Origin of the sequence: Aquabacterium sp. CECT 9606, from assembly GCF_918741295.1 — a bacterium.
GTDB lineage: Bacteria > Pseudomonadota > Gammaproteobacteria > Burkholderiales > Burkholderiaceae_C > Aquabacterium.
The window spans coordinates 183,489-201,777 of sequence record NZ_CAKKNB010000002.1; the positions used below are offsets into that span (position 1 = coordinate 183,489).

Sequence of the window (18,289 nt, forward strand, 5' to 3'; positions counted from 1 at the left end):
GGTTTGTGCTTTTTTGGGGCAGCGCGGGGTGGGGGATTCGGCGGAGGCAGGCGGGGCTCCTATGGGGGCAGTCCACCGCTGCGCGGCGGACTGCTCTCGGTGCTCGGCCACGGCGGGCGGCTGCGGAACTCGCTGGCCTGCGGCCCGCTCAGACAGTCCTCGCCGACCCCTCGCGGTGCGAGGGGCAACCCGCCGTGGCCTGTGCGCCTCGACGCCCCCGAAGTCGCCCCGCCCGCCTCCGCCGAATCCCTGATCCACCCCGCTGGCGGCGCAGCACGAAATGCGGCCGTGGCAGGCCACCAGCGGGGCGAAACAAGGGCTGGGTGGGTGTCCGGCAGGGCGCCTTGTTGGTGCCGAGGAGCGCAGCGGCGAGGTGGGCGCGCGAAGCGCGCATCGTCAACTGACTTGTCGCCGATGTTTGAACGCAGCGCCTGGAAGGCGCGAAGAGAGTTTCGGCGACACCACCTCGCTGCGAGCACCGCAAGGCAGTCCCGCGACCAGCGGGACCACCAACACGAAGCCCTGACGGATACCCGCCCAGCCCTCGCCCCGTGCTCCCCGATAAAGCGATCAATAAACGCCAGGCTCCCCAGGCGGCCTTGTCTTGAACCGCTTATGCACCCACAAATACTGAGCCGGCCTTTTCAAAATCTCCGCTTCGATGATCCGGTTCAACCGCGCTGTGTCTGCCTCGGCATCCGCCGTGGGAAAGTCTTTGATCGGCGGTAAAAAATGGATGCGCCAGCCTTGCCCGCCCGGCAGCGTCTCGGCAATCACCGGCTGCACCACCATGTTCAGCATGCGCGCCATGCGCGAAGGTGCCAGCAAGGTGGCCGCCGGCACGCCGAAAAACGGCACAAAGGCCGCGTCCTTGGCCCCAAAGTCCATGTCTGGCAGGTTGAAAAACCCCCGCCCCGCCTTGATCGCCCTGAACAGCGGCTTGACCGAATCACTGCGCGGAAAAATCTCGGCGTCGCCAAAGCGCAGGCGGCCGCGCTTCATCGCCTCGTCGATCACCGGGTTGCTCTGCTTTTGGTAAATCGACGCCCCTGGGCGTTGCTGCTGCAGCAGGATCGAGGCGCCCGCCACGTCCAGCCCCACGAAATGCGGGCACAGCCACATGGTCGCGCGGCCGGTGGTTTGGTACTCGCGCTCGGCCAGTTCAATGTCGCCCTCCACCTGGATCAGGCGTTTGAGGCGCTCAGCGGGGGCGTACCAGAACAATGCGCGCTCCAGCAGGCTGCGCGCCAGCCAGCCGAAGTGCTCCTTGACCAGCGCGCGTCGCTCGGCCTCGGGCATCTGGGGGAAGCACAGCTCCAGGTTGCGCAGCGCGATCTTGCGGCGCGAGCCCGCCAGGGGGTACAGCACGGCGCCCAGCCCGCGGCCCAGCGCGGCCAGCAATGGCAAAGGCAACCACGACAGCAGCCACAGCAGGCCCAGGGCCAGGCGAACACCCAGGACCTTCAAGGGGCGTCCTTGCAGGGCGGGCTGGTCAGCATGTCGGCCTTGGGTTGCTTGTAGCGGTTGTAGCCCCAAAGGTATTGCTGGGGGCACTGCATGATCATGGCTTCCATTTCACGGTTCAGCGCGATGGCGGATTGGGCGGGATCGCCCAGGCGCACGGCCTCGACCAAAGCGGGACCAGGGGCTTGGGCGTGAACAATGAAGTCAGCGCCCACTTTGTGGCGTTGCCAGAATCCAAGCCGCTCACCCCGCAGCCACACCAGGCTCGCCCCGGTCTGGTAGGCCAGTTTGGTGACCATGGTCATGGTGTAGGCGGGCTTTCCAAAAAACGGGGCCCACACGCCCAGGCCCTCCGGCGGCACCTGGTCGGGCAGCATGCCCAGGGTCTGGCCGCTCTTCAGCGCCCGCAGCAGTTGCCGCACGCCGGTGAGCGTGGCCGGGGCCGTGTGCAGGTGCTCACGGTTGCGCGCGTGCTCCAGGATACTGGCGAGCCAGGCTTGCTTGGCCGGGCGGTACAGCGCCGTGATGGGCTGCTGGGCACCAAAGCGTTCGGCGTAAGCCTGGGCACAAATCTCGAAGCAACCCTGGTGTGGCGACAGCAGCACCACGCCCTTGCCCTTGGCCAAGGCTTGATCGACGACCTCGGGGTGAGTCCACCGCACCCGGTCGCCGAGCTTCACGCCGGCGGGCCGAGCCCACAGGCGTGGCAACTCGGCCACCATGCGCCCGGCATGGGCCACGGCCGCCCAGCGCTGGGGCGTGCTCAAACCCACCTGATCGGTGTGGGCTTTGAGGCGTTTGCGGTAAGACGGCGAGGCCGCGTAGGTGATCCAGCCCAGGGCTGCACCCATGGGGTGAAGCACGCCGAGCGGCCAGCGGGCCAGCAAGAAAAACAAGCGAGACATGGGCCGCGATGTTACTTGGCGAGCCGGGCTATTCTGGCGACCTGTTCACGCGAAAGGAGACAGCATGATCTTGTGCGCGGATATCGGGGCCACCAAAACCCTGCTGGGCCTGGCGCGGCTGGACGACTCGGGGCGGGCCAGGATCGTGGCCGCTCAGCGGTATGTGGCCGCCGACGTGGCCTCGTTCGACACCATGCTGGACCAGTTCCTGAAGGACCAGGCCCAGCACCTGGGCTCGCCATTGCGCGCGGCCTGTTTTGGCGTGGCGGGCCCGGTCCACGACCAGGTGGTGCAGATGACCAATCTGCCCTGGCGCCTGGATGCCGTCGCGCTGAGCCACAAGCTGGGCGGCATCCCCGTGCGGCTGGCCAATGACTTTGAAGCCGCGGCCAGTGGCATCGATGGCTTGGCTCCTCACGATCTGCTGTGCCTGCAGGCGGGCCAACCCGTGGCCGGCGCGCCCCAAGTGGTGATCGGCGCGGGCTCGGGGCTGGGGGTGGCCTTCCGCATCTGGCAGCCCACGCCCGAAGGTGGCCGCTACCAGGTGGTGACCGGCGAAGGCGGCCACTTTGGCTTCACCCCGCTCAATGCCGAACAAGACCGCGCCCTCATGCGGCTGCGGGCGCATGTGGCGCGGCCGGTGGCCGAGCACTTCGTGTCGGGCCCGGGCCTGGCCAATTTCTACACATTTCTGGACACGGCCGATGGCGGCAAGACCTTGGTCAAGGACAGCCACACGGTGGCCACCGCCAGCAACACCGGTGGCCTGACGGGCGAGGAAATCTGCCGCCGCGCCATGCAGGACGGCGAGCCGCGCGCTTTGCACGCCTTGCACCATTTTCTGCTGTCGTATGGCGTGGTGGCGGGCGACTACGCGCTGGCCACCCTGGCCAAGGGTGGTGTGTTCCTGGCTGGCGGCATTGCGCAGAAGCTGGGGCCCTTGATGCAGGACGGGCGCTTTCTGGTCGGCTTTCGGCAAAAAGGGCCTTACGCCGATTTCATGAACACCGTTCCCGTGCACGTCGTCCAGGAACCCGACCTGGGCTTGCGTGGCGCGGCGGCCATCGGCGGGCGCATTTGATCCGCTTTTGACCGGTGCGTGTCATTCTTACCGGCTCGCCTCAGCGCAGCAGGGCCAGCATCTTCTGCAACATGGTGGCCACTTCTGAATGCGTGTCCAGGTAAAAACGGGCACGCGACAAGGGGTCGTCGCGCCCGATGCGCACCGTCAGCCAGTGCGGCTGGGCGCTTTCAAACACCGATTCGTCGTTCAGGTCATCGCCCACAAACATGGCTGCGTCCGACTTCGAACGCGCCACCAGCATGGCCACGGCATCGCCTTTGTCGGGCGCATCGGCCGCCACCACATTGACCACGCACTTGCCCCCAAAGCTGGCCAGGGCCGGGTCCAGCCCGCGCAGCAAGGTCTCGATGGTGACCAGCGCGGCGTCGCGGTCGCGGGCCAGGCGGTAGTGAAAGGCCAGCGAATGGCGCTTGTCCTCCACCTGGATGCCCGCTGACGCAAGCGCCTCTGCGCTGGTCTCGATCTTCAGGCGCAGGGCATTGAGCTTGTCGGTCAGGGCGATGTAGACCTCGGGCGGCAAGGCGGGTTGCTCGGGGTCCTCGGCACCATGGTTGCCGATGATGTAGTGCGGATCAAAGCCCAGGCGCGGTGCGACATCGTCCACCCGGCGGCCGGTGACGATGGCCACGGGCAGGTGCTCGGCGAGTTGTTCCAGGCGGTGGGCCACGCCAATGGCCACACGGGCGTCGTCCGGGCGGGTCACGATGGGGGCCAGCGTGCCGTCGAAATCAAAGGCCAGCAAGGGGCGCCGCTGCATCACGGCTTCCAGGGCCTGCTGGCCCGGGGGGGTGAACAAATGGTGTTTCATGTCAGCCCGGTTGGTGTCGTTGCACGCGTGCCTCGATGCGCTCCCGCAATCGCCACCGCCCGGCATCGGTCAGCATGCGGCCGGCCCAGCGGTAGACGTTGAATTCGCGCACGGTCATGCGCAGGCTGCCCATGCGTTCGCGCTGTTCTGCCTCGGGCATGGTCAGCGAGCGGTGCAGGGCGTCGGCGGTCTCTTCCACATGATACGGATTCACGATGAGGGCCTGGCTCATTTCGCGCGCGGCCCCCGCGAAGCGGCTCAGGATCAGCACGCCGCGCTCGTCGTTGCGGGCGGCCACGAACTCCTTGCAGACCAGGTTCATGCCGTCGTGCAGGCTGGTGACCATGCAGGCATCAGCGGCGCGGTACAGCTCGTACAGCGCGCTCTGGTCGTGGTGCACGGCCAGCAGGTGCACGGGCTTGTAGCCTTCGTAGCCAAAGCGTTTGTTGACCCGCTCGGTCAGCGCATGGATGCGCTCCTGGAAGGACTTGTACTCCTCCAGCGAACCGCGCGAGGGCGCCGCGATCTGCACGAACGAGAACTTGCCGATCCACTCGGGGTGTTTTTCGAGCAAGCGCTCGACCGCGTGGATGCGCTCCAGGATGCCCTTGGTGTAGTCAAAACGGTCCACGCCGATGGCGATGCGGTGGTCGGGTGGCAGGCCCAGCCGCGCCAGCACGTTCTGGCGGCATTGCTCCACCGGCAGCCACGAGGCTTGCGTGGCTTCCGAGGGCCATTCGATCGAGATGGGGTAGCTTTCCACGAAGGTGCTGTCGTCGTGGAATGAGATGGTCGAGTGCTCGTGCTCAATGCGCGCTTCCAGGTACCGGTCCACTGTCTCGATGAAGTTCTTGCAGTGAAAGCGCGTGTGGAAGCCCAGGATGGTGCTGCCCAGCATGCCTTCCAGGATCTCCTGCCGCCAGGGGCAAATGCCGAAGGACTCGGGGTTGGGCCAGGGGATGTGCCAGAAGGTCAGGATGGTGGCGCGCGGCAGCTTCTTGCGGATCATGGCCGGCAGCAAGGCGAAGTGATAGTCCTGCACCAGCACGACCGGGTCTTCGCTGCGGGCCTCGGCCACCACGGCATCGGCGAAGCGCTGGTTCACGGCGCGGTAGTGCTCCCAATCCGACTCGCGGAAGACGGGCCGCACGTGGGCCACGTGGCACAAGGGCCACAGGCCTTCGTTGGCAAAGCCGTAGTAGTAGCCGTTCTCTTCGGCCTCGCTGAGCCAGACGCGGCGCAGCGTGTACTCGTTCTTGCCAGGCGGCACCAGCACGCGGTCGTGGGCATCGACCACCTCGGCATCTGCGCTGCCGCTGCCGTGTGCGATCCAGGTGCCCGAGCAGGCGCGCAGCAGCGGCTCCACCGCGGTCACCAAGCCGCTGGCCGGTTGCTTGACGACGATGTTGTCGCCCACCTTGTCGTGGATATAGGGTTCGCGGTTGGCCACCACGATCAACTCGTCGCCGCGCAGTTGCGTGCGCAGCAGGGCGCGCAGGCGCTCGGGGTTCCACTCCGCTTCGGGGCCCAGTGAGCGGCGGTACTCGTCCTCCAGGTCGCGCAGACGGGCGCGCAGGTCGGCGGCGAAGGGTTCCAACTCGGGCGCGGCCGACGACATCAAGGGGCTGATCAGCCCTTCGCCCCGCAGCAGTGCGCGCGCGCCCGACACCCAGCCACGCCAACTCAGCTGCGCCACCACCACGGTGATCAGCGCGATGATCACCCCCAGTCCGGCGATCAGGATGATCAGGTACTTTTGCGTGTCCTGGCTGCGGTGCTCCACGAAGCTCAGATCTTGCAGCAGGATCAACTGCGCGATGGGCCCGTTTTCGTCGGTGACCGGGTAGATGCCCACGTGTACTGGGCCGCCCTCGATGCGCATCTGGGGCTCGTCTTGTTCGCCAATGACGGTGGCTTTGGCGCAGGTCAGCGAGCGCGGGAAGCCCGGCGAGCGGCGCAACAGTTCGCCATCCATCGAGCACAGGCCGATGCCGACCAGGCGTTCGTCCTGCACCACGCGGTTGAACAGCGACTGCATGCGCGAGCTGCCGGGCTCTTGCAGCCCTTCGGCGATCGAATCAGACAGTGTTTTCGTGACCAGCGAACCCCGCAGATTCAGGTCGCGTGAAAACCACCGGAGGGTCAGGCGGTCCATCAAAGGCACCGCCAGGTAAGCGGCGGCAATGAGCGTCAGGACCAGCGGCACCAAAAAGCGAAGCTGGAGGCGCAATGTGTTCATCAAGGAAGCCGAAAAATGTAGTGCTTCCAGGTGGGCAATCGGCGTGCCCGCTGGCGCAATGCTTGAACACTGGTATCAGCTGGCCGTGGAGGTCTGCTCGTTCTCCGGCGTGGGTGATCGTTGCGCGGCGGGCGTTGGTCGGCCGATCGCCTCGCGGGGATCGGGGTGGCCGGGGCCGGGCAATGGGTTGTCGATCTCGGCGCGGGCGCGGGGCAGGTAATCGGGGTAGTCGCGCTGCATCACCTTCATCAGCTCTTCGCGGATCAGGCAGCGCAGGTCCCAGGCCTTGCCCGAATCGGCGCTGCTGATCAGGCAGCGCAGCTGCATCGCCTTCTCGCTGAAGTCGGTCACCTGGATGAGGCACACGCGGCCATCCCACAGGGATGACTTCTCGCACAATGCCTGCATGGCGTCGCGCAGCGGCTGCAAGGGCATGCGGTAGTCCACCCACAAAAACACCGTGCCCAGGATGTTGGCGCTGTTGCGCGTCCAGTTTTGAAACGGGTGCTCGATCCACCATTGCAAGGGCACGATCAGGCGCCGCTCATCCCAGATCTTGACGACCACGTAGGTGCTGTTGATCTCTTCGACGCGGCCCCATTCACCTTCCACGATGACCACGTCGTCCAGGCGGATGGGCTGGCTGAACGCGATCTGCAGGCCCGCCATCAGGTTGCCCAGCACCGGCCGCGCCGCCAGGCCCGCCGCGATGCCCACCACCCCGGCCGAGGCCAGCAAGCTCATGCCGATCTGGCGCACATCCGGGATGGTCATCAGGGCCATGCTGAAGCCGATCAGCCCGATGCCCGACACCACCAGCCTCGACACCACCTGGGTCTGCGTCTGGACGCGCCGCGCCATCAGGTTGTCGCCGTCACTGATTTGATGGGTCATCACGACGGCTTGGCCGAAGCCGCGCGCCATGCGCATCAGCAGCCAGGTGAGGGACGCGATCAGCAAAATGGTGGTGGCTTGCCGCACCAGCGCGATGTGGGCGAGGTCGTCGGGGGCGCCCCGCAGCACGAACTGCAGCGCCAGCAGTGGCAGCACGAGCCCCGCGGGTTTGCGCGCGGCCTGTGCGACCGCCGATGCCGGCTTGGAGTGCGCAGTGCCACGTCTCACGATGGCCGCGCCACTGAAGAAGATCAACCAGGCCGCGGTCATGGCGACGGCGGCTGACACGATGGTGATGGCCCAGGGCGACAAATTCAAATCCATGCGAGCCGCTCAGCAATCGGCGTACCCAAAACGGGCTTTGAGGCGCTGGCAATGGCCGATTTCGGCCTGTTTTCGGGGTTATATCCAGGGAAAAGCCCCTGGCCCATCTATTACACTGGGCCCATCGCCGAGTTAAAGGAACAACTTGCGGGGCGATTCACAAATGCCGCTAAAGCGTTCGCCGCTTGTTCGAAAGATTCATCAAGCCCGGCGACGCAGCCAGTCTTGAACTTATCTTTTTGGAGCACTTAACGTGGCGAACGACTTCCTCTTCACATCCGAATCCGTCTCTGAAGGCCACCCCGACAAGGTCGCCGACCAGATCTCGGACGCCATCCTCGACGCGATCTTCCAGCAAGACCCTCGCTCGCGCGTGGCCGCCGAAACGCTGTGCAACACCGGTCTGGTGGTGCTGGCCGGTGAGATCACCACCAACGCGCATGTGGACTACATCCAGGTGGCCCGCGACACCATCAAGCGCATCGGCTACGACAACACCGACTACGGCATCGACTACAAGGGTTGCGCCGTGCTGGTGGCTTATGACAAGCAGTCGAACGACATCGCCCAGGGCGTGGACCACGCTTCTGACGACCACCTGAACATCGGCGCTGGCGACCAGGGCCTGATGTTCGGCTACGCCTGCAACGAGACGCCCGAGCTGATGCCCGCGCCCATCTATTACGCGCACCGCCTGGTCGAACGCCAAGCGCAACTGCGCAAGGATGGCCGCCTGCCTTTCCTGCGCCCTGACGCCAAGAGCCAGGTCACCATGCGCTATGTGGATGGCAAGCCGCACAGCATCGACACCGTGGTGCTGTCCACCCAGCACGACCCGGATCAATCCGAGACGCAGCACTCGATGAAGGCCTCGTTCACCGAAGCCATCATCGAAGAGATCATCAAGCCGGTGCTGCCCAAAGAGTGGATCAAGGACACCAAGTACCTGATCAACCCCACCGGCCGTTTCGTCATCGGCGGCCCGCAAGGCGACTGTGGCCTGACCGGCCGCAAGATCATCGTCGATACCTACGGCGGCGCCTGCCCCCACGGTGGTGGCGCTTTCTCGGGCAAGGACCCGTCCAAGGTCGACCGCTCGGCTGCCTATGCCGCCCGCTACGTGGCCAAGAACATCGTGGCCGCCGGCTTGGCCAAGCAGTGCCAGATCCAGGTCGCTTACGCCATCGGCGTGGCCCGCCCCATGAACATCACGGTCTACACCGAAGGCACTGGCGTGATCAGCGACGAGAAGCTGTCTGAACTGGTGCAAGAGCACTTTGACCTGCGCCCCAAGGGCATCATCCAGATGCTGGACCTGCTGCGCCCGATCTACAGCAAGACCGCGGCATACGGCCACTTCGGACGCGAAGAGCCCGAGTTCACCTGGGAGCGCACCGACAAGGCCGCTGCACTGCGCGCCGCGGCTGGTCTGAAGTGACTTGATCTGATCTGACGGCCTGAGGTGCCCTTGCGGCACCTTGGATTCGTTAAAAAAGGGGACTCCGTGTGGGAGGCCCCTTTTTTAATGCCTTGACCCACCACGAGTCGCTTTACGATGGATGGATCATGCGCAAAAAAATACAGGTTGGGCAGTTGCGGGTGGGCATGTTCATCGATGCAGTGGACGGCTCATGGCTGGACAACCCCTTCTGGAAATCGGCCGTGTTGCTGACCGACCCGAAGCGGCTGGCGCAGATCCAAAGCAGCCCCATCAAGGCGGTCTGGATTGACACCCTCAAAGGCCTGGATGTGAGCGACGATGTCCCGCCGCCGCAGGTGCATGTGGTCGAGGGGGTCGAGTTCTCGGCCTCCGCCTCCGAAGAAGAGCTGCAGGTGCCCGAGGTGCCCGCCGAGGTACCGACCGTGTCCCTGCGAGACGAGGTGGCCCGGGCCGGGCGCATCTGCGCCAAAGCCCGTGGTGCCATGAAGACCATGTTCCAGGACGTGCGCATGGGCAAGGCCATCGACACGGAGCACTGCCTGCCCCTGGTCGACGACATCACCCAGTCCGTGCAGCGCAATCCGGGCGCCATCGTCAGCCTGGCGCGCCTGAAGACCAGCGACGACTACACTTACATGCACTCGGTGGCGGTGTGCGCGCTGATGGTGGCGCTGTCACGCCAGCTCAAGCTGTCGGCCGAAGACACCCGCGAGGCGGGCATGGCCGGCCTGCTGCACGACCTGGGCAAGGGCGCCATGCCCATGGAGGTGTTGAACAAGCCTGGCAAGCTGACCCCAGCCGAGTTCGACATCATGAAGCGCCACCCTGCCGTGGGTCACCACATGCTGCTCGAAGGCCGGGGCGTGGGTCCAATCCCGATGGACGTCTGCCTGCACCACCATGAAAAGGTCAATGGCACCGGCTACCCGCACGGTTTGAAAGGCGACGAGATCAGCCTCTTCGCCAAAATGGGTGCGGTGTGCGATGTGTACGACGCCATCACCTCGAACCGCCCCTACAAGGCCGGCTGGGACCCGGCCGAATCGGTGCAGAAGATGGCCCAGTGGACGCGGGAAGGCCACTTCGATGGCACCGTGTTCCAGGCCTTCGTCAAGAGCGTCGGCATCTACCCGACCGGCTCCCTCGTGAAGCTCAAATCCGGCCGCCTGGCCGTGGTGGTGGACCAGGGCGCCGGCTCCTTGCTCGCGCCTTTGCTCAAGGTGTTCTATTCCAGCAAGGCTGGTGAGCCGATCGTGCCGCAGTTGCTTGATCTGGAGTCGCCTGGTTGCAACGACCAGATCGTGTCGCGTGAATCGCCCGCGGCCTGGGGCTTCGCCAACCTGGATGACTTCTGGACGGCCGACCGCTGACTCATCACAGGCCCTTGAGCTTGAGCCGGTTGGCCTGCGTGCGGTAGAACGCGACCGGATCGGGCGCACCCTTGCCCAGCAGCCCGAAGATGTGGTTCATCTCGTCGATGTGGTTCCAGGGGTAGTCGTCGCGCAGCACTTTGCCAAAGTGTGTGGAACAAACGGGCAGGGTGCCATCGCTGGGCACGCTCGACTCCACCATGGCCAGGTCTGACAAATCCCAGGCATTGGTCTTGGGCTTGTTGCCCGTGATGGAGTAGAAATACATGCCAGCTTCGAACTCCTTGCCGTCCAGCCCGCAGTAGGTGGAGGGCACGCCCGCGGGGAAGCGGGTGGCAAAGGCATTGACCTCCTTGGCAAAGTCCTTGGCCGCTTCCACATCCTGGGGCAGTTGGCTGTTGCCCGACACCCAGGCCACGAAAGAGCCCAAGAAGGTGGTGAGCTTGCTGTAGTTGGTGATCAGGTCGTTGACCGGGTTGTTGCCGTCTTCCACCGTCATGCGAGCGGGGCTGGCGACGGTGGTGATGCTGGCCACCAACTCGGGTGCCACGCCGGCCACGTAGCGGGCCGTTGGGCCGCCCTGGCTGTGGCCGATCAGGTTGAACTTTTTGATCCCGTCGCGGGCCGCCCAGGCGCGCATCTGCTGCAGCAACTGCTCGCCCCGCAACTCGCTGCTGTTGACCTGGGACACCGCCGCCACGTACACCGTGGCGCCGTTCTTGCGCAGATCGGCCGGGACCTGGTAGAAGTAATCGACCCCCAGGATGTCCTTGAAGCCCATGAAGCCGTGCACCAGCACGATGGGGTACTTGGTCTGGGCCGTGGTGGAGGCGGTGGCTGCCTGTGCGGATGACAGCGGCAGCAGGCCTGTCGCCACGGTGAGCGCGATGGCGGCTGCGGACAGGAGGGCAGACAGTGGTTTGTGCATGGGGTCCTCGGCGGTCATATTGTTACTTAGTAGAACTAATTTTCTGCCAAATCATGCCCGACCGGGTATCCGGGATTGCGAGAACAGTGAACAAGGGGGTGAAGCCAGCCACGCCCCGTTCGTGACATCTCACCGCGCGGCCGCCCCTCGCTCTGGGGGTGCACCTTGTTCAAAGGCGCACACCGACAGGGCCGGCTGCTAACCTGCCATCAGTCAATGGTCGTATCCCAAGGGTTGCAATGAAAAATACAAATCTGTTCGGCGCCGTCGGTGCCTTGGCCGCGCTGGTGTTGTCGGCTTCCGCGGTCCACGCCGAGAGCCTGGCCTTCACCACCAGCAATGTGGTCACCTTGCCGGGCGCCCTGGCCACCGGCACGCCTTCGGCCGCCAATCCGTGCGCCGCGAATGGCCTGTGTGCCCCCAGCTTGGCCTTCAACACAGTGGCGGGCGGCCTGCTCACGGTCACGGCCGCGTCCGACCTCAGCGGCTACAGCGCCTTGGCGTTTCAGAGCAAGGACCTCAACGCCGGCTTGGGCGTGGCGAGCGGCTACGTGAGCGGTGGTGCGTTTGGCATCCACGACGGCAACTACGCGCTGGACGACCGCCATGAAACCTTGACCCTCAGCTTCGCCAACAACGTGGTGCTCACCAAGGCGAACTTCTTCCCCGATGACCGGTCCACGTTTGCCCTGACGCACGAGCTGGATTCCTTTGACGGCTTCACGGTCAGCGTCGACGGCGGTGCGTTCAAGGAATACTCTTTTGGCAAGGCGGGTGGCCAATTCGTGGATTTCGCGTTGCCCTTGACTGGCAAGCGCTTCACCTTTGGCTACGCCCAGCAAAAGTCGGTGGAAGACTATTACCTCGCCGGCGTGACCTTCTCCCCCGCCACGGCGGTGCCCGAACCGGCCGCTTCTGTCTTGATGGGCCTGGGCTTGGCGGGTTTGCTGCTGGCCGCCCGCCGCCGTCAGGCCATCTGACGAGGTTTTTTCGGCTTAACCCGTCACTGGCTCGACAAGCTCAAGCCCGCGTGCTCGCGCAGCGGGTGGAAGTGGATGTTCGGGTGCCGCTCCTGCGTCAGGCGCAGGTCGTAGGCCGAGGTCATCATGTAGGCCAGCGTGTCGGCCGCATCGTGGGCCAGCTTGCTGGCGTTCTCGTCGGTGAACTTCTTCAAGTCGGCCACTGAATCAGACGTGATCCAGCGCGCGCCAGTGAAGCGGCAGGGCATCAGGCGGATATCGACACCATATTCGGCCTTCAGGCGGTGCTGCACGACTTCGAACTGCAGCTGGCCCACGGCACCCAGCAGCATGGAGCCGCCAGTGTCGGGCTTGAAGACCTGGATGGCGCCTTCTTCGCCCAACTGCATCAATCCTGCTTGCAATTGCTTGCTTTTCATGGGGTTGGCCAGCTCGACTGTCTGGAACAGCTCGGGTGCGAAGAAGGGCAGGCCGGTGTACTGCAGGGTCACGCCATCGGTGATGGTGTCGCCCAGTTGCACGCCGCCGTGGGTGGTGAAGCCGATGATGTCGCCCGCGTAGGCTTCGTCGACCGCTTCGCGGCGCTGTGACAGGAAGGTCACCACCGACGTAGGGCGCAACTCCTTGGCAGAGCGTTGCACCTTGAGCTTCATGCCCGGCTCGTACTTGCCGGAGCACACGCGCACGAAGGCGATGCGGTCGCGGTGTGAAGGGTCCATGTTGGCCTGCACCTTGAAGACCACACCAGAGAAGTTTTCCATCTCGGGCACGATCTCCTTGTGCGAGCCGTCTTTCTCAGTGCTCTGGCGCGAACGGGGCGAGGGCGCCAGGTCCACCAGCGCATCCAGGATCTCCTGCACGCCAAAGTTGTTCACGGCGGAGCCGAAGAACACGGGCGTTTGCTTGGCGGCGAGGAACAGTTCCAGGTCAAACGCTGGGGCGGCGCCGGCCATCAGCTCCATGTTCTGTTCGGCCAGTTCCCAGTCGTGGCCGAAGCGCTCGTGCAGCTTGTCGCGCTCGCTCAGGGGCACGGTTTCGTCCTCGCCACCACGCTTGTCGGCGCCCGCGTCGAACAGCCGCATGCTTTGCGTGCGCAGGTTGACGATGCCGCCAAACTGCTTGCCTTGGCCCACTGGCCAGGTCATGGGCACGCAGGGCATGCCCAGCTCGGCTTCGACTTCATCGAGCAGGGTGACGGGGTCGCGGCCCTCGCGGTCCATCTTGTTGACGAAGGTGATGATGGGCGTGTCGCGCTGGCGGCAGACCTCGATCAGGCGGCGGGTTTGCGCTTCCACACCGTTGGCCGCGTCGATCACCATCAAGGCCGAATCGACCGCGGTCAGCACGCGGTAGGTGTCTTCCGAGAAGTCCTTGTGGCCAGGGGTGTCGAGCAGGTTGACCACGTGGTCGCGGTACAGCATCTGCATGACGCTGGACGCCACCGAGATGCCGCGCTGCTTTTCGATTTCCATCCAGTCGGAGGTGGCGTGGCGTGAAGCTTTGCGCGCTTTCACGCTGCCAGCGATGTGGATGGCGCCCGAGAACAGGAGCAGCTTTTCCGTCAACGTGGTCTTGCCGGCGTCGGGGTGGGAAATGATGGCAAAGGTGCGGCGGCGGCGGGTTTCGGAAAGCAGGGAAGACACGGAACGGAACTCCAGCGGGCGGACGGCGGGCAAAACCGCCGATGGTACCGGAGCAGCAGGGTGCCGTCGATAGTCGTCTACCTCGACCGGATGACAGGCATCCAGCATGGCATGTGCAGACTGAGCTGCTTTTTTTGTTGATTGCCCCGGCTCCTGCCGATCACGACAATAAAAAGCCCGGCTCCAAGAGATAGCAGCGCATTGGGCTCTGGAACCGCTGGGGTGATCGAGTTGATTTTCATACTCACGCCAACTTCAGATCCGCTCCCATCGTGCAGATAAAAAGCAACCCCCAATATTTCAGGGTCAAAATCAAGGAGATTTATGGACTCAAGGGGGTTTGGGGTCAGGGCTTGATTGGCTGCGTAGAAGGTGAAGTAATTTATTTGATCTCCTGCCAATCGGGGATCGTGATAGTTCCCGCCGTAAAATGTTATGTTGATCCATCCATTGGGGTAGTTCAGATTGTCTACAATTTGGCGAATGTAGATATCCCGTCCTTGCGCTAAAATAGGTTGCTCGATGTTGCCAATGTGGTAAGTGAGCAGGGGCGCCTCGGCGAGTGTCTCGTATCGAAAGAGTTTCTCGTGTCCGCCGCCACTCAACTCTTTGAGCGGAGACTGCGTTTCATAGGTAAGGGTGCCGGTAACAGTGTCTCCCAGCGAAACCTTGCCTAGGTTAGGTATATCAATGGAAGAAAGTGGTTTGTAAAAAATATAGTCCACAGTGCCGCTAAAATTGTACGACACCACCTTGGCGTGGGCGGGTGCGAGCATGGATACAATCAAGAAAAGTGCATAGAGGATTCGGGGTGAAATGGGCAAAGTCCTCATGTGCGTATTCCTTCAATGGTGGGGTGCGAAGGCTTTTTGAAGCGCAACTTGGCGCAGCCAAATATGCCAAGCCCTGCACCAGTCAGCAAAGAGACGTTTGGCTCAGGAATGGCTGGGTTGGCGGTGAATGATGTGATTTCGGCGTCTACGGAAACAATATAACCGGGCGCATCCAAAACCGTCCAGTTGATATATATGCGGTGGGTTGGAAAGTCGTCAATGCTCAAATGTTCGGGAAGGCGTGAACCTTGGAGAATGCCAGGTTCCCCACCTAAAAAATAGAGGCTCGCAAAGTGATTGATTTGTGGGCCGAAATTGCTTCTTGCATAGAATGCGATGAAGGAGGTTTCACCCCCGTCAACGTCAATGGATTGAGGTCCCGAAGTCGAAATTTGCTGCCCCGTGTTGCCGACACTGTAAGTTAGTGTCGGCACGTCTGTCCGGGTTTCGTAAGTGAATTCAAAAAAACTGCTGACGAGCCGGGAAAGAGAGTCGTAGGTGAGGGTGCCGTTGATCACATCTCCCAAGGAAACGGTTCCTATTGACGGGACGTTAAGAGAGGATGCAGGGCCTGCCTCGCCAACTTTGTCAGTGTTTAAGCCATCAATAGATGCAGTGAAGTTATACGAGACCAATTTCGCATTTGCTGGCATCAGCAATGGCCCAATCAAAACTAAAACGCAGAGTGCTCTAGACGGATATGAGGCAGCCATTTTGTTCCCCGGAATGTGCGTTTGTTGATAATAAATACCCAGCGCATGGGCGCAACCCCTAGGTCCTGAGCCAGGCCCGATGGATGGATTGATGCAGATCAAGACCTGTGCTGAAAAGGATGGTGTGCCTTTGCCCTGGCCCATGCCGTTCATGCGGTGACCGGCGGCGCTTGATCGCTCAAGCTGGCCTCGAACCAACCTGCATATTTTCCTGGCACACCGCGCTCATCGGTTTTATACTGGCGATCCTTTCGAGGAGCGTTGCAAGGTTCGTCTTTCATCAAGGCACGGACCCCAGGCTCGAAAGTGCCTCCCCTGCAACCGCGCTCACCCGCAAGTGTCCCGCTGGGTGAGTTGTCTTTTTTCCTTCTCCCCCGGCAGTCCTGCGGCTTCAAAACAATGTTGCTTGAAGGAAATTCGCCATGAGCGCTCCACAAAAATCACTGATCACCGACCACAAGGGCGTTGATTGCGTCGTCGCCGACATGTCCCAGGCTGCCTGGGGCCGCAAAGAGATCAAGATCGCCGAAAGCGAAATGCCGGCGCTGATGGCCATTCGTGCCGAATACGCGGCCAAGCAGATCCTCAAGGGCGCGCGCATCACCGGCTCGCTGCACATGACCATCCAGACCGCCGTGCTGGTCGAGACCCTGCAGGCCCTGGGCGCCCAGGTACGCTGGGCTTCGTGCAACATCTTCTCGACGCAAGACCACGCTGCGGCCGCCTTGGTCGAGGCCGGCACCCCCGTGTTCGCCTACAAGGGCGAATCGCTGGAAGAGTACTGGGACTACACCCACCGCATCTTCGAATTCGGCGCCAAGGGCGCCGAAGGCGAAGGCCCCAACATGATCCTGGACGACGGCGGCGATGCCACGATGCTGATGCATTTGGGCAAGCAGGCTGAAAAGAACCTGGCTGTGCTGGACAAGCCCGGCAGCGAAGAAGAGCGCATCCTGTTTGCCGCCATCAAGGCCAAGCTGGCCGTGGACAACACCTGGTACAGCCGCAAGGCCGCCCAGATCATCGGCGTGACCGAAGAAACCACGACCGGCGTGCACCGCCTGAACGAGATGTCTGCCAAGGGCACGCTGCTGTTCCGCGCCATCAACGTGAACGACTCGGTCACCAAGTCCAAGTTCGACAACCTGTATGGCTGCCGTGAATCACTGGTCGACGGCATCAAGCGTGCCACCGACGTGATGGTGGCCGGCAAGGTGGCCGTGGTGGCCGGCTACGGCGACGTGGGCAAGGGCTCAGCCCAGGCCCTGCGCGCCTTGAGCGCCCAAGTCTGGGTGACCGAGATCGACCCGATCAACGCCCTGCAAGCCGCGATGGAAGGCTTCCGCGTCGTGACCATGGATTGGGCCGCCGACAAGGCCGACATCTTCGTCACCAGCACCGGCAACAAGAGCGTGATCACCTTCAAGCACATGGCCGCGATGAAGAACAACGCCATCGTCTGCAACATCGGCCACTTCGACAACGAGATTGACGTTGCCGAGCTGGAAACGCAGTGCCAGTGGGAAGAGATCAAGCCCCAGGTCGACCACGTCATCTTCAAGGACGGCAAGCGCATCATCCTGCTGGCCAAGGGCCGCCTGGTGAACCTGGGCTGCGGCACGGGTCACCCCAGCTACGTGATGTCGTCCAGCTTTGCCAACCAGACCATCGCCCAGATCGAGTTGTTCGCCCACAGCGACGCCTACGACAACGGCAAGGTCTACGTGTTGCCCAAGCACCTGGACGAAAAGGTGGCGCGCCTGCAGCTGACCACCTTGAACGCCCAGCTCACCGAGCTGACCGACGAGCAAGCCGCCTACATTGGCGTGCCCAAGACGGGCCCTTACAAGCCCGACACTTACCGCTATTGATGTTTCAAAGTCACTGATGCCCAGAGCCGATCAACTCCTGGTCGCGGGTGGGCACGCGCCCACCCGCTCCGCCGCCCACCGTTTGATTGACGCCAGCGCCGCGCAATGGCTCAGCCCCAAAGGCTGGGCCACCTTGCGCAAAGCTGGTGAAGATCTGCCTGACGGCACGCAGTTCCGTGTCACCAATGACGCGGAGTTGCGCTGGGTGTCACGTGCCGGGCTCAAGCTCGAAGGCGCGCTGGCCCAGATCAACCTGAACGTGTCCGATTGGCGTTGCCTGGACGTGGGCCAGAGCACCGGTGGTTTCACCGACGTGCTGCTGGCCAACGGCGCCAGCCAGGTCGTGGGCGTGGACGTGGGCCATGGCCAGTTGCACCCCCGCCTTCAAGAAGACACCCGCGTGGTGTCTTTGGAAGAGGTGCATGCGCGTGAGCTCGACAAGAGCACCTTGCGCGAGCACGCCCCGGCCGATGGCTTTGACCTGATCGTGGCCGACCTGTCCTTCATCTCGCTGGCCAGCGTGGTGCCGCACCTGAAGACCTGGCTCAAGCCGGGCGGCCATGTGCTGATGTTGATCAAGCCCCAGTTCGAAGTGGGCAAGGGCAACGTCGGCAAGGGTGGTGTGGTGAAAGACCCGGCGCTGCATGCGCGGGCCAGAGACATGGTGCGCCGTGCTTGCACCGACCTGGGTTGGACCGTGCACAAGGGCTTCAACAGCCCGATCGCAGGGGGTGACGGCAACCAGGAGTTCTTCATCTGGGCATCTTCGCCCTCATCAACAACTGAATAAGC

Annotated in this window: 15 protein-coding genes and 1 riboswitch; of the genes, 6 read left to right on the forward strand and 9 right to left on the reverse strand. The window is 63.4% G+C overall.

Features of this window, described 5'->3' with window-relative positions:
• Positions 1-570 precede the first annotated feature (570 nt).
• Positions 571-1,467 (reverse strand): lysophospholipid acyltransferase family protein, encoded by an 897-nt coding sequence (locus LQ232_RS08625; protein WP_230179915.1) that lies wholly within the window; start codon positions 1,465-1,467, stop codon positions 571-573.
• Positions 1,464-2,369 carry a lysophospholipid acyltransferase family protein gene (locus LQ232_RS08630; RefSeq protein ID WP_230179916.1) on the reverse strand — a complete coding sequence of 302 codons (906 nt, stop codon included), beginning with the start codon at positions 2,367-2,369 and terminating at the stop codon, positions 1,464-1,466. Before LQ232_RS08630 ends, LQ232_RS08625 begins: the two co-directional genes overlap by 4 nt.
• A gap of 64 nt (positions 2,370-2,433) precedes the next feature.
• Here LQ232_RS08630 and glk point away from each other — a divergent pair, with 64 nt between their 5' ends.
• Positions 2,434-3,450, forward strand: coding sequence for a glucokinase (glk, locus tag LQ232_RS08635; RefSeq protein ID WP_230179917.1), 1,017 nt, complete (start codon positions 2,434-2,436; stop codon positions 3,448-3,450).
• Positions 3,451-3,490: 40 nt separating this feature from the next.
• On the opposite strand, the gene otsB is transcribed toward glk, so the two are convergent.
• The 3 genes from otsB to LQ232_RS08650 form a co-directional block, all read right to left on the reverse strand.
• Positions 3,491-4,261, reverse strand: coding sequence for a trehalose-phosphatase (otsB, locus tag LQ232_RS08640; RefSeq protein WP_230179918.1), 771 nt, complete (start codon positions 4,259-4,261; stop codon positions 3,491-3,493).
• Between the two features lies 1 nt (position 4,262).
• Positions 4,263-6,500 carry a trehalose-6-phosphate synthase gene (locus LQ232_RS08645; RefSeq protein WP_230179919.1) on the reverse strand — a complete coding sequence of 746 codons (2,238 nt, stop codon included), beginning with the start codon at positions 6,498-6,500 and terminating at the stop codon, positions 4,263-4,265.
• A 75-nt stretch (positions 6,501-6,575) separates the two neighbouring features.
• Complete coding sequence (locus tag LQ232_RS08650) at positions 6,576-7,718, reverse strand: mechanosensitive ion channel family protein (RefSeq protein ID WP_230179920.1); 1,143 nt, start codon at positions 7,716-7,718, stop codon at positions 6,576-6,578.
• 253 nt (positions 7,719-7,971) lie between these two features.
• On the opposite strand from LQ232_RS08650, the gene metK reads away from it, so the two are divergent.
• Together metK and LQ232_RS08660 are read left to right on the forward strand one after the other, a co-directional pair.
• Entirely contained in the window at positions 7,972-9,156 is a 1,185-nt protein-coding gene (gene metK, locus LQ232_RS08655) for a methionine adenosyltransferase (protein ID WP_230179921.1), read from the forward strand.
• Positions 9,157-9,284: 128 nt separating this feature from the next.
• A complete protein-coding gene (locus LQ232_RS08660; RefSeq protein WP_230179922.1) occupies positions 9,285-10,529 on the forward strand; it encodes an HD-GYP domain-containing protein in 1,245 nt (414 codons plus the stop codon).
• A gap of 4 nt (positions 10,530-10,533) precedes the next feature.
• Here LQ232_RS08660 and LQ232_RS08665 read toward each other — a convergent pair whose 3' ends face one another.
• The gene (locus LQ232_RS08665; protein ID WP_230179923.1) at positions 10,534-11,457 is read right to left on the reverse strand and encodes a triacylglycerol lipase; all 924 of its coding nucleotides are present in this window, start codon (positions 11,455-11,457) and stop codon (positions 10,534-10,536) included.
• A gap of 239 nt (positions 11,458-11,696) precedes the next feature.
• On the opposite strand from LQ232_RS08665, the gene LQ232_RS08670 reads away from it, so the two are divergent.
• The gene (locus LQ232_RS08670) at positions 11,697-12,437 is read left to right on the forward strand and encodes a PEP-CTERM sorting domain-containing protein (protein WP_230179924.1); all 741 of its coding nucleotides are present in this window, start codon (positions 11,697-11,699) and stop codon (positions 12,435-12,437) included.
• Positions 12,438-12,460: 23 nt separating this feature from the next.
• On the opposite strand, the gene LQ232_RS08675 is transcribed toward LQ232_RS08670, so the two are convergent.
• The 3 genes from LQ232_RS08675 to LQ232_RS08685 all read right to left on the reverse strand — a co-directional run bounded on the left by LQ232_RS08675 (position 12,461) and on the right by LQ232_RS08685 (position 15,779).
• Positions 12,461-14,080 carry a peptide chain release factor 3 gene (locus LQ232_RS08675; RefSeq protein ID WP_230179925.1) on the reverse strand — a complete coding sequence of 540 codons (1,620 nt, stop codon included), beginning with the start codon at positions 14,078-14,080 and terminating at the stop codon, positions 12,461-12,463.
• A gap of 77 nt (positions 14,081-14,157) precedes the next feature.
• Complete coding sequence (locus LQ232_RS08680) at positions 14,158-14,913, reverse strand: hypothetical protein (RefSeq protein WP_230179926.1); 756 nt, start codon at positions 14,911-14,913, stop codon at positions 14,158-14,160.
• Entirely contained in the window at positions 14,910-15,779 is an 870-nt protein-coding gene (locus LQ232_RS08685) for a hypothetical protein (RefSeq protein WP_230179927.1), read from the reverse strand. The genes LQ232_RS08680 and LQ232_RS08685 overlap by 4 nt, the downstream gene beginning before the upstream one ends.
• A gap of 94 nt (positions 15,780-15,873) precedes the next feature.
• A riboswitch (S-adenosyl-L-homocysteine riboswitch) is annotated at positions 15,874-15,962 on the forward strand.
• Between the two features lie 86 nt (positions 15,963-16,048).
• Here LQ232_RS08685 and ahcY point away from each other — a divergent pair.
• Positions 16,049-17,497, forward strand: coding sequence for an adenosylhomocysteinase (gene ahcY, locus LQ232_RS08690; RefSeq protein ID WP_230179928.1), 1,449 nt, complete (start codon positions 16,049-16,051; stop codon positions 17,495-17,497).
• Between the two features lie 16 nt (positions 17,498-17,513).
• A complete protein-coding gene (locus tag LQ232_RS08695; protein ID WP_230179929.1) occupies positions 17,514-18,287 on the forward strand; it encodes a TlyA family RNA methyltransferase in 774 nt (257 codons plus the stop codon).
• Positions 18,288-18,289: the final 2 nt, after the last annotated feature.

Bases quoted from the DNA above. Each gene is read 5' to 3' on its own strand.
- LQ232_RS08630 (WP_230179916.1), bottom strand. From the start codon at position 2,369: ATGTCTCGCTTGTTTTTCTTGCTGGCCCGCTGGCCGCTCGGCGTGCTT.
- glk (WP_230179917.1), top strand. From the start codon at position 2,434: ATGATCTTGTGCGCGGATATCGGGGCCACCAAAACCCTGCTGGGCCTG.
- otsB (WP_230179918.1), bottom strand. From the start codon at position 4,261: ATGAAACACCATTTGTTCACCCCCCCGGGCCAGCAGGCCCTGGAAGCC.
- LQ232_RS08645 (WP_230179919.1), bottom strand. From the start codon at position 6,500: ATGAACACATTGCGCCTCCAGCTTCGCTTTTTGGTGCCGCTGGTCCTG.
- LQ232_RS08650 (WP_230179920.1), bottom strand. From the start codon at position 7,718: ATGGATTTGAATTTGTCGCCCTGGGCCATCACCATCGTGTCAGCCGCC.
- LQ232_RS08660 (WP_230179922.1), top strand. From the start codon at position 9,285: ATGCGCAAAAAAATACAGGTTGGGCAGTTGCGGGTGGGCATGTTCATC.
- LQ232_RS08665 (WP_230179923.1), bottom strand. From the start codon at position 11,457: ATGCACAAACCACTGTCTGCCCTCCTGTCCGCAGCCGCCATCGCGCTC.
- LQ232_RS08670 (WP_230179924.1), top strand. From the start codon at position 11,697: ATGAAAAATACAAATCTGTTCGGCGCCGTCGGTGCCTTGGCCGCGCTG.
- LQ232_RS08680 (WP_230179926.1), bottom strand. From the start codon at position 14,913: ATGAGGACTTTGCCCATTTCACCCCGAATCCTCTATGCACTTTTCTTG.
- LQ232_RS08685 (WP_230179927.1), bottom strand. From the start codon at position 15,779: ATGAACGGCATGGGCCAGGGCAAAGGCACACCATCCTTTTCAGCACAG.
- ahcY (WP_230179928.1), top strand. From the start codon at position 16,049: ATGAGCGCTCCACAAAAATCACTGATCACCGACCACAAGGGCGTTGAT.
- LQ232_RS08695 (WP_230179929.1), top strand. From the start codon at position 17,514: ATGCCCAGAGCCGATCAACTCCTGGTCGCGGGTGGGCACGCGCCCACC.